This window comes from Patulibacter sp. SYSU D01012 (assembly GCF_017916475.1).
GTDB lineage: Bacteria > Actinomycetota > Thermoleophilia > Solirubrobacterales > Solirubrobacteraceae > Patulibacter.
Genome location: NZ_JAFMTB010000002.1, coordinates 98,358 through 117,305, shown reverse-complemented (window position 1 = coordinate 117,305; position 18,948 = coordinate 98,358). Strand labels below are relative to the sequence as shown.

General features: G+C 76.0%; 20 protein-coding genes. 12 read left to right on the top strand and 8 right to left on the bottom strand.

The genetic code is table 11. The annotated features are described in order from the left end of the window. Positions 1-11: 11 nt before the first annotated feature. Positions 12-653, bottom strand: a complete 642-nt coding sequence (locus J3P29_RS09965) for a DUF1707 domain-containing protein (protein WP_210493177.1) — start codon at positions 651-653, stop codon at positions 12-14. A 203-nt stretch (positions 654-856) separates the two neighbouring features. On the opposite strand from J3P29_RS09965, the gene J3P29_RS09960 reads away from it, so the two are divergent. Both J3P29_RS09960 and J3P29_RS09955 read left to right on the top strand, forming a co-directional pair. Beyond that, the gene (locus tag J3P29_RS09960; RefSeq protein WP_210493176.1) at positions 857-1,957 is read left to right on the top strand and encodes a ferredoxin reductase; all 1,101 of its coding nucleotides are present in this window, start codon (positions 857-859) and stop codon (positions 1,955-1,957) included. Between the two features lie 18 nt (positions 1,958-1,975). After that, entirely contained in the window at positions 1,976-3,229 is a 1,254-nt protein-coding gene (locus J3P29_RS09955; RefSeq protein ID WP_210493175.1) for an acyl-CoA desaturase, read from the top strand. Between the two features lie 4 nt (positions 3,230-3,233). Here the strand turns inward: J3P29_RS09955 and J3P29_RS20725 are convergent, their stop codons facing one another. After that, positions 3,234-4,232, bottom strand: a complete 999-nt coding sequence (locus J3P29_RS20725; RefSeq protein ID WP_210493173.1) for a helix-turn-helix domain-containing protein — start codon at positions 4,230-4,232, stop codon at positions 3,234-3,236. A gap of 73 nt (positions 4,233-4,305) precedes the next feature. Here J3P29_RS20725 and J3P29_RS09945 point away from each other — a divergent pair, with 73 nt between their 5' ends. The 4 genes from J3P29_RS09945 (at position 4,306) to J3P29_RS09930 (ending at position 6,365) form a co-directional block, all read left to right on the top strand. After that, positions 4,306-4,854 (top strand): cysteine hydrolase family protein, encoded by a 549-nt coding sequence (locus J3P29_RS09945; protein ID WP_210493172.1) that lies wholly within the window; start codon positions 4,306-4,308, stop codon positions 4,852-4,854. 248 nt (positions 4,855-5,102) lie between these two features. Beyond that, on the top strand, positions 5,103-5,339 hold the full coding sequence (gene rpmB / locus J3P29_RS09940) for a 50S ribosomal protein L28 (protein ID WP_210493171.1): 237 nt from the start codon (positions 5,103-5,105) through the stop codon (positions 5,337-5,339). A 1-nt stretch (position 5,340) separates the two neighbouring features. After that, the gene (gene rpmG / locus J3P29_RS09935) at positions 5,341-5,505 is read left to right on the top strand and encodes a 50S ribosomal protein L33 (protein ID WP_210493170.1); all 165 of its coding nucleotides are present in this window, start codon (positions 5,341-5,343) and stop codon (positions 5,503-5,505) included. Between the two features lie 23 nt (positions 5,506-5,528). Next, a complete protein-coding gene (locus J3P29_RS09930; protein ID WP_210493168.1) occupies positions 5,529-6,365 on the top strand; it encodes a PhzF family phenazine biosynthesis protein in 837 nt (278 codons plus the stop codon). Between the two features lie 61 nt (positions 6,366-6,426). On the opposite strand, the gene J3P29_RS09925 is transcribed toward J3P29_RS09930, so the two are convergent. Together J3P29_RS09925 and J3P29_RS09920 are read right to left on the bottom strand one after the other, a co-directional pair. Then, complete coding sequence (locus tag J3P29_RS09925; protein ID WP_210493167.1) at positions 6,427-7,974, bottom strand: LCP family protein; 1,548 nt, start codon at positions 7,972-7,974, stop codon at positions 6,427-6,429. A 98-nt stretch (positions 7,975-8,072) separates the two neighbouring features. Next, positions 8,073-8,447, bottom strand: coding sequence for an SRPBCC family protein (locus J3P29_RS09920; protein WP_210493166.1), 375 nt, complete (start codon positions 8,445-8,447; stop codon positions 8,073-8,075). Between the two features lie 228 nt (positions 8,448-8,675). Here J3P29_RS09920 and J3P29_RS09915 point away from each other — a divergent pair, with 228 nt between their 5' ends. Both J3P29_RS09915 and J3P29_RS09910 read left to right on the top strand, forming a co-directional pair. Then, positions 8,676-9,008, top strand: coding sequence for a hypothetical protein (locus tag J3P29_RS09915; protein ID WP_210493165.1), 333 nt, complete (start codon positions 8,676-8,678; stop codon positions 9,006-9,008). 243 nt (positions 9,009-9,251) lie between these two features. Next, the gene (locus J3P29_RS09910) at positions 9,252-10,034 is read left to right on the top strand and encodes a DUF72 domain-containing protein (protein ID WP_210493164.1); all 783 of its coding nucleotides are present in this window, start codon (positions 9,252-9,254) and stop codon (positions 10,032-10,034) included. Positions 10,035-10,058: 24 nt separating this feature from the next. Here J3P29_RS09910 and J3P29_RS09905 read toward each other — a convergent pair whose 3' ends face one another. Beyond that, positions 10,059-10,631 (bottom strand): suppressor of fused domain protein, encoded by a 573-nt coding sequence (locus J3P29_RS09905; RefSeq protein ID WP_210493163.1) that lies wholly within the window; start codon positions 10,629-10,631, stop codon positions 10,059-10,061. Beyond that, positions 10,628-12,547 (bottom strand): Na+/H+ antiporter NhaA, encoded by a 1,920-nt coding sequence (nhaA, locus tag J3P29_RS09900; protein WP_210493162.1) that lies wholly within the window; start codon positions 12,545-12,547, stop codon positions 10,628-10,630. Before nhaA ends, J3P29_RS09905 begins: the two co-directional genes overlap by 4 nt. A gap of 129 nt (positions 12,548-12,676) precedes the next feature. Here nhaA and J3P29_RS09895 point away from each other — a divergent pair, with 129 nt between their 5' ends. Together J3P29_RS09895 and J3P29_RS09890 are read left to right on the top strand one after the other, a co-directional pair. After that, a complete protein-coding gene (locus J3P29_RS09895; protein WP_210493161.1) occupies positions 12,677-13,255 on the top strand; it encodes a hypothetical protein in 579 nt (192 codons plus the stop codon). Positions 13,256-13,322: 67 nt separating this feature from the next. Continuing rightward, positions 13,323-14,408, top strand: a complete 1,086-nt coding sequence (locus J3P29_RS09890) for a nitronate monooxygenase (RefSeq protein WP_210493160.1) — start codon at positions 13,323-13,325, stop codon at positions 14,406-14,408. Between the two features lie 445 nt (positions 14,409-14,853). Here the strand turns inward: J3P29_RS09890 and J3P29_RS09885 are convergent, their stop codons facing one another. Further along, on the bottom strand, positions 14,854-15,747 hold the full coding sequence (locus J3P29_RS09885; RefSeq protein WP_210493158.1) for an alpha/beta hydrolase: 894 nt from the start codon (positions 15,745-15,747) through the stop codon (positions 14,854-14,856). 91 nt (positions 15,748-15,838) lie between these two features. After that, positions 15,839-16,765: a VOC family protein gene (locus tag J3P29_RS09880; protein WP_210493157.1), complete on the bottom strand. Its 927-nt coding sequence runs from the start codon at positions 16,763-16,765 to the stop codon at positions 15,839-15,841. 147 nt (positions 16,766-16,912) lie between these two features. Here J3P29_RS09880 and J3P29_RS09875 point away from each other — a divergent pair, with 147 nt between their 5' ends. Beyond that, positions 16,913-18,502 (top strand): DASS family sodium-coupled anion symporter, encoded by a 1,590-nt coding sequence (locus tag J3P29_RS09875; protein WP_210493156.1) that lies wholly within the window; start codon positions 16,913-16,915, stop codon positions 18,500-18,502. A gap of 65 nt (positions 18,503-18,567) precedes the next feature. Then, a complete protein-coding gene (locus J3P29_RS09870; protein WP_210493155.1) occupies positions 18,568-18,918 on the top strand; it encodes a hypothetical protein in 351 nt (116 codons plus the stop codon). Positions 18,919-18,948: the final 30 nt, after the last annotated feature.

The following is an 18,948-nucleotide window of genomic DNA, read 5'->3' as shown; positions in this document are numbered from 1 at the left end:
CGCGGCGCGCGTCAGCCGCGGTCGCGGCGCTTGGGACGGCCGCGCCGCACGCTCCCGCCGCCCATCAGCGCATACATGTGCAGGTGCAGCGTGGGGGCGCCCGGCGGGACCTCGGCGTCCCCCAGCTGGACGTCGTGGCCGCCCATGAAGGCGAACTTCGACACCCGCACGTGGACGTTCTCGGGCACGCGGATCTCGGTGCCGCCCATGACGTCGACGACCGTCAGGTGGACGTCGCGGCCGGCCATCTCGACCCGCGTCAGGTCGATCTCGTTGCCGCCCATCACCGCCACCGCCGTGCAGCGCCGGCCGATCCGCCACCGCCCGCTGCGCTCGTTGCCGCTCATCACCGCGACGATCCAGCGGTCGCCGTCCTCCCCCTCGCGGACGACGGCGCCCGTCGTCCCGGACGCCGACGTGGCCGGCAGGGGCGCCCCGCCGTCGTGCGGCACCAGGTCGAGCGTCAGCGCCTGCAGGTCGTCGCGGGTCACGGCCGCGTAGGCGGCGTCCAGGCGCTCGTCGAGCTCGGCGACGGTCAGCCGGCCGTCCGCGCCCGCGGCCTGCAGCAGCTCGGCGGTGCGGTGCCGGTCGGCGTCGGACGCGCGCAGCGCGGGGGTGCCCCCGCGGGGCCGGGGCTCGGGCAGGTCGGACATGGCCGCGAGCGTACCTGCGCGGCCGGGAGCGCCGGAGGGCCGCCGCCCGGGACGGGTCGTGCGCGGGGCCGTCGGGCCCCGGCGTCGCCCCGAGCGCGGGCCGCCCGGACCGGCGGCGGTCGCTTGACACCCGTACACCGACGGCCGTAGGTTCGCGGCACGGCGCCGCACCCCGCGGCGCCCCGAGGGAGGGCGGACGTCCAGTGGTCGAGAAGGCAGCAGCCCCACGCATCCCCGCGGTCCGGCGCGCCCTGCTGCGCGCCGCCCGGGCGCTCACCACGCCGCTGCTGCCCGACGACTACATCGCGCTCCTCGATCCGCGGTGGTCGACGCGCGAGGCGACCGGCACCGTCGTCCGGGCGCGGCGCGAGACGGACGAGGCGGTCACCCTCGTCGTCCGCCCCACGCACGGCTGGCCGGGACACCGGCCCGGGCAGTACCTGCGAATCGGCGCCGAGATCGACGGCATCCGCCACTGGCGGGCCTACTCGATCACCTCGGATCCCGAGCACCCCGAGGGCCTCGTCGCCGTCACGGTCAAGGAGGTGGAGGAGGGCAAGATGTCGCCGTTCTTCACCCGCGACTGCCCGCCGGGGACGATCGTCTTCCTCGGCGCCGTCGAGGGCGAGTTCGCGCTGCCGCAGCCCCTGCCGCCGAAGGCGCTCATGATCAGCGCGGGCAGCGGCATCACGCCGATCTTCTCCATGCTGCGCGAGCTCGAGCGGCGGGACGCGCTGCAGGACGTCGTCCACCTGCACGGCACCCGCACCGCCGAGGGCTTCATCTTCGGCGGGATGCTGCGCGACCTGGCCGAGCGGCACGAGGGCTACCGGCTGCACGAACAGCTCAGCGCGCAGGACGGGCGCCTGAAGACGACGCACCTGGACGACCTCGTCCCCGACTGGCGCGAGCGCGAGACGTTCATGTCGGGCCCCCGCGAGATGATCGACGCGTTCGTCGAGCACTGGGAGGGCGAGGGCATCGCCGACCGCCTGCACACGGAGCGCTTCCAGCCGATCATCGGCGACGGCTCCGCCGAGGTCGGCTCGGGCGGCACCGTGCGCTTCCGCGTGACGGACAAGGAGGCGACGTGCGAGAGCGGCGTCTCCATCCTCGTCGGCGGCGAGGAGGCCGGGGCCACCCTCCCCTACGGCTGCCGCATGGGCATCTGCCACACGTGCGTCGGGCGCCTGCGCGTCGGCCGCGTGCGGGACCTGCGCTCCGGCGAGGTCCACGGCGAGGAGGGCGAGACCATCCGCACCTGCGTGAACGCCCCCGAGGGCCACGTCGAGATCGAGCTGTAGAGGACCAGGAGACCCCCCATGAGCACCGAGTCCGGACCCAGCACGTCGAGCATCCCCGACACGCAGGACGACGCCCGACCGGGCGTCTCGCGGCGCGGCGGCGACCCGACGGCGTCCAACCCCCTGCACCGGCTGACGCCCGAGCAGATCGAGGAGATCGGCGAGGCGTTCCAGAAGATCCACGACGAGGTGCGCGCCGACCTCGGCGATCGCGACGCCACCTACATCCGCTCGATCATCGAGTTCCACCGGCGGCTGACGGCGCTCTCGCGGATCGTGCTGATGGCCTCGCGCTACCCGCCGGCGTGGCTGCTCGGGACGACGGGCCTGTCCGTGGCGAAGATCCTCGAGAACATGGAGATCGGGCACAACGTCCTGCACGGCCAGTGGGACTGGATGAACGACCCGCAGATCCACAGCTCGACGTGGGACTGGGACACGGCCTCGACGGCGGCGTCGTGGAAGCACTCCCACAACTACATCCACCACACGTTCACGAACATCGTCGGCAAGGACAAGGACGTCGGCTACGAGTTCATGCGGATCGACCCCAAGCAGCCGTGGGAGCCGTTCTTCCTGCTGCAGCCGCTGCTGAACGTCCTCGTGATGGTGGCGTTCGAGTGGGGCGTCGCGATCCACGACCTCGACCTCGAGGCGATCCGCAAGGGCAAGAAGGACAAGCGGCAGCTCCGGGACGAGCTCAAGGGCATCGCCGGCAAGGCCGTGCGCCAGATCGCGAAGGACTACGTCCTCTTCCCCGCCCTCTCGGGCAAGCACTGGAAGAAGACGCTGAAGGCCAACTTCACGGCCAACATCGTCCGCAACGTCTGGGCGAACGCGATCATCTTCTGCGGCCACTTCCCCGACCAGGCGTACACCTTCACCGAGGAGGAGGTCGCCGACGAGACGCGCGGCGGCTGGTACGTGCGGCAGCTCATCGGCGCGGCGAACATCGAGGGCTCGGACACGTTCCACCTGATGAGCGGCAACCTGAGCTACCAGGTCGAGCACCACCTGTTCCCCGACATGCCGAGCTCGCGCTACAAGGAGATCGCGCCGAAGGTCAAGGCGGTCTGCGAGCAGTACGGGCTGCCGTACAACACCGGCCCGTTCCTGCAGCAGTGGCTCATGGTGCAGCGCTCCATCCTGCGCCTGGCCTTCCCGGGCGGCCAGGAGCGGCCGAAGCCCGGCGCGTACGTCGCGCCGCCGGAGCCGCCGCGCGAGCGCCCGACCGTCCCGGGGGTCGCCGGGCCCGTCCCGGCGTTCCCGTAGGCCGTCAGCGCGCCCCGTCCGCCGCCTCCGGCGCGGCGGCGTCTGGCGCGGCGCGGAACGTCCGCCGGTAGGCCGTCGGCGTGGTCCGCGCGCGGCGGGCGAGGTGCTGGCGCAACGACGCCGCGCTGCCGAAGCCGCTGCGGGCGGCGACCTCCTCGACCGGCAGGTCGGTCGTCTCGAGCAGCTCCTGCGCGCGCAACGTCCGCTGGTCCAGGACCCACCGGCCGGGGGTCGTGCCCGTCTCCTCGCGGAACCGGCGGGCGAACGTGCGCGGCGAGACGTGGGCGTGGCGGGCCAGGGCGGCGACGTCGAGCGGCGCGTCGAGCCGCCCGAGCGCCCACTGGCGCGTGCGCTCCAGGCCGGCCGCGAGCGGGCGGCCGGCGTCGGGGCCCGCCGCGCCGCCGTCGATCGGGCGGGGGACGAACTGCGCCTGACCGCCGTCGCGGTGCGGGGCCACGACCGTGCGGCGGGCGACCGCGGCCGCCACCTCGGCACCGTGGTCGCGGCGCACGACGTGCAGGCACAGGTCGATGCCCGCGGCGACGCCGGCGCTCGTCAGCACGCGGCCCTCGTCGACGTAGAGCACGCCGGGATCGACGCGGACGTCCGGGTGCTCCGCGGCGAGCGCGGCGCACTCGTCCCAGTGGGTCGTGGCCCGGCGGCCGTCGAGCAGTCCCGCCGCCGCGAGCACGAAGGCGCCGGTGCAGACGGACAGGACGCGCGCGCCGCGGTCGTACGCCGCGCGCACCGCGGCGGCCGCGGCGGGCGGCACGTCACGGCCGGCCGTCCCGGGGACGACGACGGTGTCGGCCGCCGCGAGCGCCCCGAGCCCGGAGGGCGCGACGACGTCGAACCCCGTCGAGGTGGGCACCGGCCCGGCCGCCAGCCCGCACAGCCCGAAGACGTACCGCGGCGCGCCGCAGTGCCCGAACACGTGGGCGGGCGCGGCCAGGTCGAGCGCGAGGACGCCGGGCAGCAGGAGGGCGACGACGCGGTGCGGCACGCTGGCAGGATCCTAGCGACACATGGCAAAGCTGCCACTGGCGCACCGGCGGGCGCGGCCCCAGGATGCGGGCATGACCTCAGCGCTCCTGGTGATCGACGTCCAGCGTGGCTTCGACGACCCGTCCCGTCCCCCGCGCGACAACCCGGCGTGCGAGGACAACGTGCGGCGCCTGGTGGACGCGGCCGGGGCGCGCGGCGACGCGATCGTCCTCGTGCGCCACGACAGCGTCGAGCCGGGATCGTCGCTGCACCCCGAGCACCCCGGCAACGCGTTCAAGCCCGTGCTGGACGGCGTGGACCCCGACCTGCTGGTGCCGAAGCGCGTGCACTCCGCGTTCCACGGCGAGGCCGACCTGGACGGCTGGCTGCGGGCGCGCGGGATCGGCGACCTGGTCGTCTGCGGGATCCAGACGAACCGCTGCTGCGAGACGACCACGCGGATCGCGGGCGACCTGGGCTACGCGGTGCGCTTCGCGCTCGACGCCACGCACACCTTCGACGAGCCGGACCGCTTCGGCGGCCCCGCGCTGCCCGCCGCGCTGCTCGCGCGGACGACCGCCGCGAACCTGCACGGGCACTTCGCCGAGGTCACGACGACCGACGCGGTCGTCGCCGGCTAGCCGCGCGCCCGCCGCTGGCCCCACGGGGCTGCCCGCCGCCCCGCCCTCAAGCACCCCCGCGCCCGGCCGATGAAGCGGCGGCACGGCCGCGCGTGAGCGGGCGGCCGGCGCAGCGTCAGCGGGCGCGTCGCCTCGAGGCACGGGGATGTCCTCGGGGCGCGCCTGCCCGCGGCGACCCGAGCCTCGCCGATGAGACTGAGTCTCATTCGTGTAACGTGGCGGTTCCTGCCCACCGTCACGGGAGCCCCATGTCGCAGGTCTGCCAGGTCACCGGCGCGCGTCCGCGCACCGGCAACCACGTCCCCCACAGCCAGCACCGCACGAAGCGCTGGTTCCGCGTCAACGTCCACAAGAAGCGCTACTTCGTCCCGGCCGAGAACCGCTGGGTCACGCTGCGGGTGAGCGCCCGGGGCCAGAAGGTCATCGACGCGCGCGGCATCGACCGCGTGGTCAAGGAGCTGCGCGCCCGCGGGGAGCGGATCTGAGATGGCGCGCGGCGACGTCCGGATCCAGGTCAAGCTCGTCTCGACCGCGGGGACGGGCACGACCTACACGACCACGAAGAGCAAGCGGAACACCCCCGAGCGGCTCGAGCTGCGCAAGTACGACAAGCGCACGCGCCGGGTCGAGGTGTTCCGCGAGTCGCGCTGAGCCGCACCCGCGATACTCGCCGGGTGCCCCGCCCCCGCCCGTTCCGCCAGGTCGACGTCTTCGGCGCCGCGCCGGGCCGCGGCAACCCCGTCGCCGTCGTCCTGGACGGCACGGGGCTCGCGGACGAGGACCTGCGGCGGTTCGCGGCGTGGACGAACCTGTCCGAGACGACGTTCGTCCTGCCCCCGACCACCCCGGACGCCGACCTGCGCGTGCGGATCCTCACCCCCACCGAGGAGCTGCCGTTCGCCGGCCACCCGACGCTGGGCACCGTGCACGCGTGGCGCGAGGAGCGCCCCGAGCGCGCGGCGCGGACGACGGTGACGATGGAGTGCGGCGCCGGGCTCGTGCCGGTGTGCGCCACCCCGGACGGCCTGGCGTTCGCGGCGCCGCCGCTGCGACGGAGCGGCCCGGTGGACGCGGCGCTGCTGGACCACGTCGCCGCGCTCCTGGGGATCGGCCGCGAGGAGATCGTCGACGCGACCTGGGCCGCCAACGGCCCGGGGTGGGTCGCCGTCCTGCTGCGCGACGCCGCCGCCGTCCTGGCGCTGCGCCCCGGCGCGGTCGACCTGGACCTGGGCGTCGTCGGCCCGCACCCGCCCGGGGCCGCGGAGGCGTTCGAGGTGCGGGCGTTCTTCCCCGTCCACGGCGCGACGGTCGAGGACCCCGTCACGGGCAGCCTGAACGCGGCGCTCGCCGACTGGCTGATCGACGCCGGCCGCGCGCCGACCCGCTACGTCGCCCGCCAGGGGACCGCGCTGGGCCGCCAGGGCCGCGTCCACGTGTCGCGGTCCGACGACGGCGGGACGTGGATCGCCGGCGCCACGGCGACCGTGGTGCGCGGCGAGGCGTGGCTGTAGGCCGCGCTCAGGCGGCCGCCACGATCACGGCGAGGTCGCCGAGCACGAACCCCGCGCCGCGCTACCGGCCCGCGCCGACGGCGACGACGCTGCGCGCCAGGGCCCGCATCTCGGCGTTGCTCAGCGCGTTGTTCAGCGAGTTGGAGATCCAGTAGGTGCCGCCGCCGCTCTGCCAGAACAGGCGCCGGATGTGCCGCCCGTCGTACTCGATGCGGAACGTGCGGCCACCCAGGCGGACCGCGTCGGTCGCCAGGTCGAGCGCGGGCGGGTCGCTCCACGTCGTGCCCTGGACGCCGTAGAACTGGCCGGGACCCGACTTCGCGTCCGGCAGGTCGACGACGATGCGGTAGCCCTGCCAGGGGTACTTCCCCGCCTTCGACTGGATGTCGTAGCCCCGCGAGTGCGTCGCGACGTACTGGGCGCCCCGGTACGCGAGCTTCGGCACGAACACCGTCCCGTCGAAGTCGCCGGCGATGTCGCTGTCGGCCACGAGCTGCCGCCCCGCCGCCAGGTCGGCCTGCAGGCTGCCCGGGTTCTTCGCCTTCGCCGTGCGGGCGCGGCGCCGCTTCGGCTTCGCGCGGTCGGACGCCGCGTCCGTCGCCTTCCGCGGCCGCGCGCCCTTCGTGAACTGCGGCGCCTCGTCCGGGTCCAGGAAGGTCTTGGCGGCGTTGGCGAGGGCCGTCGGCGTGGCCAGCAGCGTCGCCTCGTCCTGCGGGTTGGCGGTCGTCTCGAGCGTGACGCGCTGCGTCGGCTTGCCGACGACCTCGAGGGCGAGCTTGACGACGGACAGCACCCGCTTGGGGGAGCGGACGTCCGTGTCGACGAAGCGGAAGATCGTCTTCGCCAGCTCGTTGCGGCGGAAGATGAGCGACGAGGTGGCGATCTGGCCGCGGGCCTCGGTCAGGTAGTGCGACTGCCGCGCCTCGCGCACCAGGTCGTTGTCCAGGTGGCGGAAGCGCACGTAGTCGAGCGAGTCCTCGCCGCACAGCCGCTGGTAGCCGGCGGGCACGTCGATCGCGGCGTACGGCTCGGTGCCGCCGCCGGCCGGCGGGTTGTTGTCGTTGAAGTAGCGCCGGTCGATGTCGGCGTAGAAGCAGCCGAAGGCGTTGACGGCCTTCGAGAACGCCGTGAAGCGGATCGACACGTAGTGGTGGATCGGGAACGGACGGCCGGGCGTGGCGAGCAGCGACTGCAGCCGCTCGATCAGTCCGGCGGGCCCGCTGCCGAGCGAGGCGTTGAGCCGAGCGCCCGAGCCGGCGACGACGAGGTCACGCGGGAGCGCGAGCATCGAGGTGACCTTCGCGTCCTCGTCCAGGCGCACCAGGATCATCGTGTCCGAGCGCTGGTTCGACGCCTCGCCCTTCCGGGCGTCGTCGCCGATGAGCAGGATCGTCTGCGGCTTGCCGGCCTGCACGCCGGCGAGCGCCTCGCGCGCCTTCTTCGTCTCCTTCGTCTCCTCGGGCAGGGCCTCGACGAGGATCTCCGCCTCGTCCTGGATCGTCGTGGCGACGGTCGCGCCGACGCCGATCGTGACGGTCAGCCCGGCGACGACGAGGCCGAGGGCCATGCGCAGGCCGGGGCGCGGCAGGCGCTCCTGCGGACGGGACATGGGCGCAGACCCTAGCCGCTCGCGGCGGCGGAGCCCCCCCGGCGCCCCTGAGCGGTCCCGTCCGCGGCGGTGCGGCGCCGCGGACGGGACCGGCGGGATCAGACCTCGGCCTCGACGAGCCGCTTGATCGCGTCGAGGGTGCCCGCGACGTCGCCGTCCGGGTTCCCGTGCGTCGCCGTCAGGGCGAGCGTCAGGCGCGAGCCCTCGCCGTCGGGCTCCACGACGAGCCGGCCGTGGTACGGGCCGCCCTCGGCGCCCCACTCGATCGCGCGGGTCTCGTCGTCGGTGCGGAACCACGCCTGGCCGGTGTGGGTGTGGCCGCCATAGCGGGCCTCGACGGCGACGTGCCCGTCGCCCGTGCTGTGCGCCTCGCGCACCTGCGGCACGTAGCGCGGCAGGTTGCCGACGTCCGCGAGCGCGGCGTAGAGACGGGCGGGATCGGCAGCGACGTGCTCGGAGTGCTGGAGGTCCACGGTGGGGTCCTTCCTGGCGGGTTGGTGGTGCGCCCACCGTAGTCGCGCGGCCGGTCGGGGACAAGCGGAGCGCGCCGGGACGCGCCACATGGACGCCCATCGGCGCACCTGTTCCGCGCGTCGGTCATCCGGCCAGGCGCGTCCCACCGACGGGCCTCGCACCGAACGACCGTTTGCACGATGCACCGACTTTCGCGGCGCGTCCCTCCCCCGACCCACCCGACCCGCATGCCGATCTCCCATCACGTCCGTCCCGGAAACGCCCGCCTCGCCGCGCGCTGGCTCGACTACGACCGCACGGCCTGCCCCGAGCGCCGCGACGAGCTCGTCGCGGCGCTCATGCCGACCGTCCGCACCGTCGTCCTCCACGCGTGCGGCCCGGACGGACGCGCCGACGCCGCCGCGCTCTGGCAGGCCGGCGTCGACGGGCTCGTCAGCGCCATCGAGACGTTCGAGCCCACCGGCCGGACGTCGCTCGAGCAGCACGTCTGGTCCGCCGTCGTCGCCGCCGTCCACCCCGGGACCCCGCACCGGCCGCTGACGCACCCGTTGGCGGCGTAGATCGCCGACCCCGACGTTTGCGCGTCCCGACGCGGGGTACCCATACCGCGGCCGCCGGGTGACGCCGGTGGACGTGCAGGCGGTCGCGGCGATCCGCGACCGCCGGATGCACCTTCCCGTCCCGCTCCCGCGAGCGGGACGCTCCTCCGCCACCGTCGTGCCCGTCCCGGTCCTCGCGACCGGCGACCGCACGACGCCCGGCCGGGCGCGTGCGCCACGGCGCCCCGCGGGTACGGGCGCCGCATGCCGCGGATCCGCATCGGCTGCTCGGGCTGGAACTACGCGTGGTGGCGGGACGTGCTCTACCCGCGCGGGCTGCCGACCTCGCGCTGGCTCGCCCGCTACGCCGAGTGGTTCGACACCGTCGAGGTCAACGCCACCTTCTACCGGCTGCAGAGGCCGACGGCGGTCGCCGCCTGGCTCGACGCGACGCCGGACGACTTCGTCTTCGCCGTCAAGGCCAGCCAGTACCTGACGCACATGAAGCGGCTGAGGGACGTCGAGGAGGGCATCGCGCGCTTCTACGCCCCGCTCGAGGCGCTCGCGGCGTCGCCGAAGATGGGGCCCGTCCTGTGGCAGCTGCCCGAGCGGTTCCCGCGCGACGACGACCGGCTGCAGGCCGCGATCGAGCTGCTGCCGCCCGGGCGGCACGCGTGGGAGTTCCGCCATCCCAGCTGGTTCTGCGCCCCCGTGTACGACCTGCTCGCGCGCCACGGGATGGCCCTCGCCTACGGGGACCACCCGGACCGGCCGTTCCAGGAGGAGCGCCTGACCGCCGACTTCGCGTTCGTGCGCTTCCACCACGGGCACCGCGGGCGGCGCGGCAACTACTCGCGCAGCGAGCTCGAGGCGTGGGCGGGGCGCCTGGAGCGGCTGGCCCGGGGGGCCGAGGTCTTCGCGTACTTCAACAACGACTGGGAGGCGTTCGCGCTGCGGGACGCGCGCTGGCTGGCGCGCCGGCTCGGCGTCGGTCCCGGCGCCGCCGCGCCGGCCGGCGACGCCGCCCCGACCGCGCACGCCGGATAGCGCGCCGCGGCCGCCCCCGCCGGGTCAGCCGCGCGCGGGGTCGGTCCGCAGGAGCGGGTCGCGCTGCGCCAGGCGCCCCAGCACGGTCGCGGTGCCGACGCGCTGCATCAGCAGGTACTCGCCGAGCGTCACGCCGACGACCTGGAGCAGCAGCGGGGCCGCCGCGCCGGGGACGGTGACCACGGGGTCCTCGCGCAGCCCGAGGGCGACGAGCGCCGACTCCGCGCCGTCGACCGGCGCGCCCGGCGCCAGCCGCGCGCCGGCGTGGAACGGCCGGCCCACCGCGACGCTCGTGCGCGCCGCGCCGAGCAGCAGGTCGTACGCCCACGCCGGCGGTCGCGGGGCCGCGGGCGTCAGCAGCGTCAGCTCCTGTCCCATCCCCGGCCGGCCGCCTGCCGCCTGCGGATCGCGCGGCGCGTGGTGCGGGTCGGCCAGGCCCACGGTCACCAGGTGCCAGTGGTCCTCGCCGCGGTACGCGGCCAGCCCGCGGACCACGACGTCCTCCCCGGCGCCCGGGCGGACGGCGCGGGCCTCGGCGGGCTCGCCGCCGTACGCGGCGGCGAAGGCGCGCTCGACGGCGGACGGCGCGCCGCTCATCGCGTGCCCCGCACCGTCGCGGCCGCCCGGGCCCGCAGGCGTGCCGAGCGCACCGCGGCGGTCAGTGCCTCGACGTCGTAGACCCCGTGGTGCCGCCGGCCGTTGACGAAGAACGACGGCGTGCCGGAGACGCCGGAGCGGTCCGCGCTGCCGACGTCCTCGGACACCCGCCGCAGGTGCCGCCGCTTGCGCAGGTCCTCGGTGAAGCGCGCGACGTTCAGGCCGACCGCCGCGGCGTGCCGCTGCAGGTCGGCGGGCGTCAGCGCGTCCTGGTGCGCGAAGAGCCGGTCGTGCATCTCCCAGAACCGTCCCTGCTCGGCGGCCGCCTCGGCCGCCTCGGCCGCCAGCTGCGCGCGCGGGTGCACGTCGGCCAGCGGCAGGTGGCGGAACACGTACCGCAGGCCGTCCGCCTGGCACGTGTCGAGGAGCTGCCGGATGATCGGCTCCGCCTGGCCGCAGTAGGGGCACTCGAAGTCCCCGTACTCGACGAGGGTCACCGCCGCGTCCGGGTCGCCGCGCACGTGGTCGCGCGCGGGATCGACGTCGTCGGCCAGGTCGACGAGCTGCTCGGCTACCGCCCCGAGCTGCCGGGCGCGCACCCGGTCGGGCAAACGGCGCGTGATCGCGAAGACGAGCCACGCCACGAGCGGCGACACGAGCGCCGCCGCCAGGACGCCGAGCTTCGCCTGGTCGAGCAGCGGGCCGTCCTCGAACGCCAGGCTGGCGATGAGCAGCGAGACGGTGAAGCCCACGCCGGCCGCCGCCCCGGCGCCCGTGAGCACCGGCCACGTGACCGACGGCCGCTCGCCGCCGAAGGCGCGGCGGCTCGCGAGCCACGCCGCCCCGACCACGCCGACCGGCTTGCCGACGACGTAGGCGACGAGGATGCCCAGCGTGACGCTCGACGTCGCCGCGTCGCCGAGCACGTCGCCGCTCAGGTGGATGCCGGCGTTGGCCAGCGCGAAGAGCGGGACGATGACGTAGGTCGTCCACGGGTGCAGCAGGTACTGCAGGCGGTCGTTCGGCGAGATCGCCGACGCCAGGCTGCGCTGCGCCGAGTACGCCAGCTCGGGCGTCGGCTGCTCGCGGAACGACCGCGTCAGCTCGGTCGCGCGGTCCAGGTCCTCGCGCCCCGGCGGGTACGACGCCGTGACCAGCCCGATCGCCAGGCCCGAGATGACCGGGTCGACGCCGGACTCGAACATCGCCAGCCAGATGCCGACGCCGACGATCGCGGCCAGCGGCGCGCGGCCGGTCGGCACGAAGCGCAGCGCGATCAGGACGGCGAACAGCGCCACGGCCACTCCGAGCGCGGGCAGCGAGACGTCGGAGGAGTACGCCAGCGCGATGACGGCGAGCGCGACGAGGTCGTCGACGACGACCATCGTCAGCAGGAAGACGCGCACCCGCACGGCCCGCGCGGGCGTGACGAGCGCCAGCGCGCCGAGCGCCAGGGCGGTGTCCGTCGACATCGCGGCGCCCCACCCCGCCGCGCCCGGGCCGCCGGCGTTGAGGAGCAGGTAGATCCCGACGGTCACGGCCATGCCGCCCAGCCCCGCCATCACCGGGACCGTCAGCCGCGCCCGCTCGCGCAGCTCGCCCTGGTCCAGCTCGCGCTTGGCCTCGAGCCCGACGACGAGGAAGAAGAGCGTCATCAGCCCCTCGTTTACCCAGCCGCGCAGGTCGGTGACGAGCTCGTGGTCGCCCAGGCGCAGGGCCAGCTCGGTCTCCCACACGTGCTCGTAGTCGGGCAGCCCCGGCAGGTTCGCCCACAGCAGCGCGAGCACGGCGGCGGCGACCAGGACGACGGCGCCGCCCGTCTCGGCGCGCAGGAACCCGCGAACGGGCGCCGCCAGGTTGCGGGCCCAGGCGGTGCGCCCGCGTGGGCGGAGGTCGTCGGCCGGGGCGTCCGTCACGGGGGCGGACGATAGTCGCCGGAGGGGCGCACCCCGCGACGACCGGCCGTCGCCCTGGGGTCGCCCTCGGGGTGGCGCGGCGCCAGGTCTGGGGTTCCGCGGCGGCGGGGGCCCGCCTACCGTGGCGGCATGGGCTTCCTCGGCACGGCACGGCGCGCCGCCTCGGCGGCGCGCGAGGGTCTCGACGCGCTGCAGACCTCCCGGGCGCAGGCCGCGCGCGTCGCCGCCCCGGTGACCGCCGGGCCGGACGCCGGCGACGACGAGCGCGTGCGGCGCGGGCGCGCGCTCGGCGCCCCCGACCCGCGGGAGCTCCTGACGGCGGAGGACGCCGCCGCGATCGCGGGCACGGCCGTCGGCGGCCCGCGGCTGGCCGCGGGCGACGACGCGATCGGGGTGACGTACGCCGCGGCCGCACCCGACGGATCGCGCTGGGCGGTCGAGGCGTCCGCGTTCCACGCCGGCCCGGGCGCCGCGGACTGGAGCGCGGCGCGGCACTGGGACGGGTTCCTGGCGCCCCTGCTGGCCGACGAGGGGCGTCCGGTGCCCGGCCTGGGCGATGCCGCGATCGCGCGCGACGGCGAGGTGTACGTGCTCGCCGGCGCGCACCTGCTGCGCACCGCCGTGACGCTGCCCGCGGACGCCGACGCGGGCGACCCGACGGACGGGGCGATCGAGGCGGCCCGCCGCGCCGTCGCGCGGCTGCGCTGACGGGCGGGCGCCCGCCCGGCCGCCTCGGGGCGTAGCGTCCCGGTCGCGCCCTCCCCCGCCCGTGCCGATGCCCGCCGCTCCCGCTCCGTCCCTCGCCGACCGCCTGCCCGCCGACCGGCGCCCCGCCCTGCCGATCTGGGCGGCGCCGATGGCCGGCGGCCCCAGCACGCCCGAGCTCGTGGCCGCCGTCGGCGCGGCCGGCGGCCTGGGGTTCCTCGCCGCGGGCTACCTGCCCGCCGACGCGGTCGAGGAGGCGATCGCCCGGCTGACCGCCGCGTGGACCGGGCCGTGGGGCATCAACCTGTTCGTTCCCACGCCGCGCCAGGGCGCGCCGGACGCGATCGCGGCGTACGCGCAGCGCCTGGCGCCCCTGGCCGAGCGGCACGGCGTCGCGCTCGGGGAGCCGCGCTGGGACGACGACGGGTTCGCGGCCAAGCTCGACGTCGTGCGCGCCCACCGCCCCGCCGTCGTCAGCCTGACGTTCGGCGTGCCGGTGCCCGAGGTCATCGCCGGGGTCCGGGACGCCACGGGCGCCGCGGTGGTCGCCACCGTCACGTCGGTCGCCGACGCCGTGCGCGCGGAGGCCGCGGGCGTCGACGCGCTCTGCGTCCAGGGGCACGAGGCGGGCGGGCACCGCAGCCTGTTCGCCGACGACCCGGCGGACCCCGAGGGCGGTCCGGCGCTCCCGCTCCGGACGCTGCTGGCCGACGTCGCGGCCGCCACGCCCCTGCCGCTCGTCGCGGCCGGCGGGATCATGACCGGCGCCGGGGTGCGCGGGGCGCTGCGCGCCGGCGCCCAGGCCGTCCAGCTCGGCACGGCGTTCCTGACCACGCCCGAGGCCGGCACCTCCGCCCTGCACCGTCGCTGCCTGCTCGAGGGCCGCTTCGCCGGCACGGTCGTCACCCGCGCGTTCACGGGCCGGCCGGCCCGTGCGCTCGCCAACGTCCTGGCGCGCGAGGGGCAGGACGCGCCCGCGGCGTACCCCGAGCTGCACCACCTGACGCGGCCGCTGCGCGCGGCGGCGACGCGCGCGGGCGACGCGGACGTAGCGCACCTGTGGGCGGGCACGGGCTGGGCGGCGGTCACCGACGAGCCGGCGGGCGCCCTCGTCCGGCGGCTGGCGCACGAGGCGGGGCTGACGCCGGGCGGCTGACCGGCGCGTCGCCGTCCGTCCGGCGGCGTGAGGCGGGCGGGGAGCGGTCGGCGGTCCGGACGGCGACCGCGCGGGGCTTCCGGGAACGACGAGCGCCCCCGGAACCGTGGTCCCGAGGGCGTCTGCCGTGTCCCCCTGCGCGACCCGCCTCCCCGCGGGAGCGAGGCGGCGTGCCGGGCTGGCGAGCGTCGCCCCGTCCCGGAGGCGGCTCGCCGTGGTGCGGTCGTCGGTGCCCCGTCCCGGAGGCTCCGACGTCCGTCGTGTTGTGCGGGAAGTGTCTGTCCCGTGTCCCCCGGCCCTCCCGCTCGGCCGGTGTCATCAAGATGCCGGGCGCGGGTGCCAGGGTCGCATCCGGCGGATATCGATCGCGTATCGGCGCGCGTACGGCGCCTACATCGCGTCGGGGGCTGCGACCGTCGGGGCGCGGGACCGGCCGCGACGGCGGCTAGGGGGCCGCCGCGCGCAGCTCGCGCGCCAGCCGGTCGACCGCGGCGTCCGCGTCGTGGGTCGTGCCGGCGAACAGGTGGAAGTCGTGCGGGCGCCCGTCGAAGCGGGCGTACGTGCACGGCCGCCCCGCGCGCGCCAGCCGGGCCGCCAGCCGGTCGGCGTCGTCGACCAGCAGGTCGTCGCCGGCGCCGTGCAGCACGACGGGCGGCAGCGCGTCGGGCGGCGCCCAGAGCGCCTCGGGCATCGCGGCGCCGCCGCGGTACGCCGCCGCGGAGCGCCGCAGCCAGGCCGCCCGCAGCAGCGGCTCACGGCGACGGTTGCGTCGCACGGACGCGGCGGAGAGCGTCGTGTCGAGCCACGGGCAGACCAGGCCCAGGGCCGCAGGGCCCGGCCGGTCCGCCTCGTGCAGCCGCGCGCAGAGCGCGACGGCCAGGCCGGCCCCCGCGGAGTCGCCGACGAGCCAGGTCCGGTCCGCGCCGCCCGCCCGCTCCGCCAGCGCGGCGAACGCGGCGGCGGCGTCGTCGAGCGCCGCGGGGTACGGGTGCTCGGGCGCCAGGCGGTACTCGAGCAGGTGGACCGGCGCGCCCGCGGCGGCGGCGAGGCGGCCGGCGAACGCGCGGTGGGTGGTCGCGGAGCCCGTGGTGTAGGCCCCGCCGTGGAGCAGCAGGACCGCGGCCGGCCCGTCGTGGCGCCCCACCGCGGGCGTCAGTCGCAGCGCCGGGCGGCCGCCGAGCTCCTCGCGCGCCGTGGCGACGCCGGCGGGCGGCCGGGTCGTGGCCGAGAACGCCGCCATCCACGCGCGCTGCGCGGCCCACGGCACGGGTGGCCCGAGCGCGGGACGCAGGGCGACGCGCACGACGGCGCGCAGGACGGCGGGACTGACGCGGGGCACGACCCCATGCTGGCCGCCCCGGCGGGCCCGGCGACAGGGCCGGCTCCACCGGGCGGTGGCCCCGCGCTGTGGCGGGACCACCGCCCGCGGGTCACGCGCGGATGCGCTCGTGCGTGCGGGGGTGCGTCAGCGGCGTCAGCAGCCGGCCGAGCTGGGCCCGCAGCGGCTCGTGCTGGGTCGGCAGGCGCAGCTCCTCGCCCAGGTGCGCCGCGTCCTCGTCGGTCGCGAAGCCCGGCCCGAGGGTGGCGATCTCGAACAGCACGCCCCGAGGCTCGCGGAAGTAGATCGCGTCGAAGTAGTCGCGGTCGATCACCGGGGTGACGTGCGCGCCCGCCGCGGCGAGACGCTGCCGCCAGCCCTCGTGGTCCTCGTCGCGCGAGGCCCAGGCGATGTGGTGCACCGTGCCGGCCCCGGGGACGCCCCGCTCGGCCGGCGCCGGATCGAGCGTCCAGTGCACGTGGCGCTCCTCCCCGCGGGCGACGAACCTGCCGGGCCCGTCGGCGTCGAAGCCCAGCAGGCGGGTGAGGACCGGGTCGTCGGCGTGCGGGTCGCGGGCGTAGGCGCGGGCGCCCTGGATGCCCGTGATCGCGTGCTCCTGCGGCACGTCGGGGTGCTCGGCGCGCAGGGCGGCCCCGATGTCGTGCGGCAGCAGCTCGAGCTCGAGCCCGTCCGGGTCGGCGAAGCGCAGCCCGTCGCCGTCGCGGCGGGCGTCGACCCCGCGGGTGGCCAGGCGGCCGGCCCAGAAGTCCAGGCTCTCGGCGGTCGGGACCGCCAGCACCAGGCGGTGGACCATCCCCGCGCCGGGACGGCCCGGGCGGGCGCCGGCGAACTCGAACCAGGTGAGGATCGAGCCGGGGCTGCCGGCCTCGTCGCCGAAGTACAGGTGGTACGCCTCGGGCTGGTCGAAGTTGACCGTCGTCTTGACCAGGCGCAGGCCGAGGACGTCGGCGTAGAAGTCGACGATCCGCTGGGCGTCGCCCGTGATCATCGTGACGTGGTGCAGGCCCTCGAGCTTCATGGTTCCTCCGTCCCGGGCGGCCATCCCGCCCGTCGTGGGACGAGCATAGCGCCGTTCGGTTGCACGTGCAACTACTTGGGTTCGGGCGTGCACTTGCCCCACGTCAGGCCGCCCGGATAGCGTCGAGGCGCCACGACGGGAGACCCCATGACCGACGCGGCCGCCCCCGGCGGCACCTACCAGACGCTCGACGAGCAGGCCGAGAAGCTCTCCCCGCGGGAGGAGCGCTTCGAGCGCGGGCGGCGCACGGTCGGCCTGATCCTCGGCCCGGTCCTGCTGGTCCTGCTGCTGGTCCTGCCCCTGGGGCTCGAGCCCGAGCAGCAGCGGCTGGCCGCCGTCTTCGTCTTCGTCATCACGTGGTGGTTGACGGAGGCGATCCCCATCCCCGTCACGGCGCTCCTGGGCCTGGCCCTCGCGGTGGTGCTGAAGGCGGTGCCCGCCGACGCCGAGGATCCGCCCGCCGACGTCGTCTTCGGCGCGTTCTCCTCGTCGACGATCTTCCTGTTCATCGGCGGCTTCGTGATCGCGCAGGCCATGCGCGTGCACGGCCTGGACCGGCGCTTCGCGTTCGGCGTCCTCAGCGTGCCGGGAGTCGCGCGGTCGACGACGCGGACGATCATCGCCTTCGGGGTCATCTCGGCGACGCTGTCGGCGTTCATCTCGAACACCGCCGCGGCCGCGATGCTCTTCCCCATCGGCATGGGGATCGTCGCCACGCTCTCGGGCATGGTGGCCGAGCAGGCCGACGGCGACCGCGACCCGACGCGCCTGCGGTTCGCGACGGCGCTCATGCTGATGATCGCCTACGCGGCCTCGATCGGCGGCCTGCTCACGCCGATCGGCAGCCCGCCCAACCTGATCGGCCGGGAGCTCATCGAGCAGAGCACGGACACGCGCATCACGTTCTTCGACTGGGTCGCGACGGCCGCCCCGATCGTCCTGGTGATGTTCGTCGTGCTGTGCGTCGTCCTGCTGCTCCTCAACCGCCCCGAGGTGCGGCGGATCGAGGGTGCCGAGGCGTACGTGCGCGAGGAGCGGGCGAAGCTCGGGCCGATGTCGCGCGGCGAGCGCAACACGATGCTCGCGTTCGGCGTCGCGGTCGCGCTCTGGGTGCTGCCCGGGCTGATCGGCCTGATCCTCGGCGACGGGTCGCAGGTCTACCAGGACGTCCTGGATCGCGCCGACGAGGGTGCCGTCGCCATCCTCGCCGCCGCGCTGCTCTTCGTCCTGCCGGTCGACTGGGCCCGGCGCCGCTTCACGCTCGCGTGGAGCGACGCCGTCCGGATCGACTGGGGCACGATCGTGCTGTTCGGGTCCGGCATCGCGCTGGGCGGGCTGCTGGCGGACACCGGGCTGGCGAAGGTCGTCGGCACCAACCTGGCGGACGCGCTCGGCCTGTCGCAGCTCCTGACGATCACGCTGCTCGCGACGGTGGTCGCCGTGATCATCTCGGAGACGACGTCGAACACGGCGAGCGTGTCGATCGTCGTCCCGATCGTCCTGCCGATCGCCCAGTCCGCCGGCGTCGAGCCGCTGATCCCGGCGCTCGCCGCCATCTTCGGCTCGTCGTACGGGTTCGCGCTGCCCGTCTCGACCCCGCCGAACGCCATCGTCTACGGCTCGGGCATGGTGCCGATCACGAAGATGGTGCGGTCGGGCGTCGTGTTCGACGTCATCGGCGCCGTCGTGATCGTGCTGGGCGTGACCGTCATGGCCGGGGTGGTCGGCCTGGTGTGACGCCGCGTGCCGCGTGCGCCAGCGGGTAGAGGGTGCGGGACGTTCCCTCCCCCGAAGGAGCCTGCATGCCCACCGTTCAGCCCACCCCGCACGACCCCGCCACCGGCGAGCCGATCCGCGAGCAGGGCACCCGCGTCGGCGTCCAGGCCGCCCGCTTCCTGCTGCCGGCGGTCCTGCTGCTGGCCGCCGCGGTCGCCGCCGTCCTCGGCAGCGAGACGCTGACGATCCTCTTCGCGCTCGCGGCCGTCATCGCCTTCGTCGCGGACCGCATCGTCCGCTACGGGCTGGCGTCCAACGGCGAGCGCACGGAGGACCGCGCGCGCCGCGAGACGATGCAGCGCGAGGGCCACTGGCCCGGCGAGCCCCCGGTCGAGCAGACCATCACGACCGACCGGCCGGACGACCCGCGCTCCTGACGACCGGCCGGGCCACCGGGCGCGGTCGGC